The sequence below is a fragment of the Roseitalea sp. genome, assembly GCF_984466335.1.
This window is the reverse complement of sequence record NZ_CFIFWG010000241.1, coordinates 1-2652: the sequence shown is the minus strand read 5'-3', so window position 1 is coordinate 2652 and position 2652 is coordinate 1. Positions and strand designations below refer to the sequence as shown.

The 2652-nt window shown below is 63.5% G+C and carries 4 protein-coding genes and 1 tRNA gene; all 5 read left to right on the top strand.

All coding sequences use genetic code 11. The features are described 5' to 3' along the window. Window positions 1-368 precede the first annotated feature (368 nt). Window positions 369-911 (top strand): hypothetical protein, encoded by a 543-nt coding sequence (locus AC5E6L_RS15035; RefSeq protein ID WP_491228700.1) that lies wholly within the window; start codon window positions 369-371, stop codon window positions 909-911. Between the two features lie 135 nt (window positions 912-1046). Next, the gene (locus AC5E6L_RS15030) at window positions 1047-1361 is read left to right on the top strand and encodes a (2Fe-2S)-binding protein (RefSeq protein WP_491228701.1); all 315 of its coding nucleotides are present in this window, start codon (window positions 1047-1049) and stop codon (window positions 1359-1361) included. A gap of 56 nt (window positions 1362-1417) precedes the next feature. Then, the gene (gene bfr, locus AC5E6L_RS15025; protein ID WP_491228702.1) at window positions 1418-1903 is read left to right on the top strand and encodes a bacterioferritin; all 486 of its coding nucleotides are present in this window, start codon (window positions 1418-1420) and stop codon (window positions 1901-1903) included. Between the two features lie 83 nt (window positions 1904-1986). Next, window positions 1987-2062: transfer RNA gene (locus AC5E6L_RS15020), tRNA-Thr, on the top strand. A 68-nt stretch (window positions 2063-2130) separates the two neighbouring features. Further along, on the top strand, window positions 2131-2652 hold a 522-nt coding region (locus AC5E6L_RS15015), incomplete at its 3' end, for an NAD kinase (RefSeq protein WP_491774383.1).

The following is a 2652-nucleotide window of genomic DNA, read 5'->3' as shown; positions in this document are numbered from 1 at the left end:
ATTATTTTGTAGATAAAAAATACAATAACCGGGTCGGTAAACCGCAGCTTTCAGCAAAAGGGCGCCGCCAGACGGTCCAAAACGGCAATGCGGTCTCCCTTGCTTGCGCGCGCGGCACGGTCTTGCAGCCGCCACCATCGCCTTTGATTGGGTACGAACCCTGACAGGATGCCACAGCCGCCTTAAGAAATTGCTGCACGGCCCGACCCGGCGGCGTCATGGGAAACGGAGCGCCCCGTTCGGCATGTCCGGCGCGCCGGCGGATCGAAACTTAGAATCACTTAAAACTAGAGTGTTTGACACAGGTTTGGACGTGCGGCATAAATTGACCGATCAACTCAGCTTTTCCGCGCCGAAGCGAAGGGGCCATGGATCGATTGAACCGCATCAGCGATGAAAGCGCCCGCTACATGGCGCGGCCCGCAGAGCGGCTCGTGCTCGAAGGCTATCGTTGCTGGACGCAGGCCGCCGCCAGAGACCGCGGGCAGCCCCTCGAAGACATCAAACGCCTTTATAGCGCAACGCTCGACGTCCGTGACATCAGGCCCGTCGTCGCCGCGCTTTGCGATTTCGTCGGCACGCTCGGCCTGTGCGCCAGATGCCCGCTTCATACGTTCGAGGCCGGATCGCTGCATATATGCCGCGACGAGACGCTGATCCTGGGCCTGGTTTCCGGGCTTCAGAACGGCGACGACCGGGCGGCCGATCTGTGCCTGCGGACGCTGACCTGTCCGAGCCGCTGCGAGCCCGTGGCGGTGGCGGCGGGCAATTTCGCCTTCATACTGAAAGGGATGGGCAAGACGCTGCTGCCGATCCCCGCGCCGGTCATCGGCGGCATTCTCGAACGGACCGGTCGCCATCCATCGGCGCCCGAGGACGCCCGGCGGCCCGCCGGCGCGACATTGCACTGAGATGGCGGCGATGACGGCTCCCTTGCGCGCGCACCGCTCCGGCCGGACAGGACCGATCGCTCCGGATCACGCCCCCGGCACGCCGGATCATGCAGCGCGGGCGGCCATGCGCCCGGACGCAAGGAGCGACGGCCGATGATCGTGTGCAGTTGCAACGTGATCGCCATGGCCGAGATCGAGGCGGTCATCACCGGCTTTCTGGACAAGGATGAATGGCGGTTGATCACGCCGGCCATGGTCTACCACGCCATGGCCAGGCGCGGTAAGTGCTGCGGCTGCTTTCCCCGCGTGATCGACACGATCGTTTCGGTCAGCGAGGCCTACCACCGGCGCAAGGCGACCCCGGAACACAAGATCATCCCCTTCATCCTGCGCATCCGCGAGGAGCACGATCGGTGCGAGACGGTCCGCCGCATCGCAAGGGCCGCGAAATTGCGTCAAGCCGCTTGATCTTTTGGCGCCGAATCCCTCTTTATCCCTCCATACAATAAACCGGAGGGATTCCAATGAAAGGCAATGAAAAGGTCATCGAACGGCTCAACGAGGCTCTGTTCCTCGAACTGGGCGCGGTCAACCAGTACTGGCTGCACTACCGGCTGCTTGAGGATTGGGGCTACCAGAAGCTTGCCAGGAAGGAGCGGGCCGAAGGCATCGAGGAGATGCAGCACGCCGACAAGATCATCGCGCGTATCGTGTTCCTGGAAGGCTTTCCGAACCTCCAGAACGTCGCCCCGCTGCGCATCGGCCAAACCGTCAGGGAAGTGCTCGAATGCGATCTGGCAGGCGAAAGGGAGGCCTGGGATTCCTATAAGAAGTCGCGCGAGATCTGCCACGAGGCGGGCGACTATGTCTCGATGAGCCTGTTTGAGGATCTGATCGCCGACGAGGAAGGCCATATCGACTTCCTCGAAACGCAGCTCGATCTGATCGACAAGCTGGGCGCGGAGAAGTACGGTCTGCTGAACGCGGTCTCGGCGGAAGAAGCCGAGTAGCGCGGCGCGCGTGCGGATATCTTAACGACATGTGAACCAAGCCGCTTTACAGCGGCGCCGGTCGTGCTTATCTGCACGCGGCTGCCCCTATAGCTCAGTTGGTAGAGCAACTGATTTGTAATCAGTAGGTCCGCGGTTCGAGTCCGTGTGGGGGCACCAGCGTTCGCCTTTCCGGCGCGTTCGGCCGTTCGAAGGGCCGGACGGGTCGCGGCACGGAGCCAAGCGCCATGGACCAGACCCTGACCGGCAGCCTGGCCTTTTTGTCGTCCGGCACCGCCGATGCCGACGAAGCCGCGCACCGGCTGGCCGCCCTTTACGGGCAATCGTCCCCGGACGAGGCGGCAACGATCGTGGCGCTGGGCGGCGACGGCTTCATGCTGCAAACCATCCATCGCTTCATGAACTCGGCAAAGCGCATCTACGGGATGAACCGCGGTTCGGTCGGCTTCCTGATGAACGAGTTCGGCGACGAGGGCCTGCGCGAGCGCATCGCCGCCGCCGAGGCCGAGACGATCCGCCCCTTGCGCATGACCGCCACCGACGCCGACGGCGTGGCGCACAGGGCGCTGGCGATCAACGAGGTCTCGCTGTTCAGGCAGTCCTACCAGGCGGCCAAGCTGCGCATTTCGGTCGACGGCAAGCTGCGCATGGACGGGTTGACCTGCGACGGCGTGATGGTGGCTACACCGGCCGGCTCGACGGCCTACAATCTTTCGGCGCAGGGGCCGATCATTCCGATCGACGCGCCG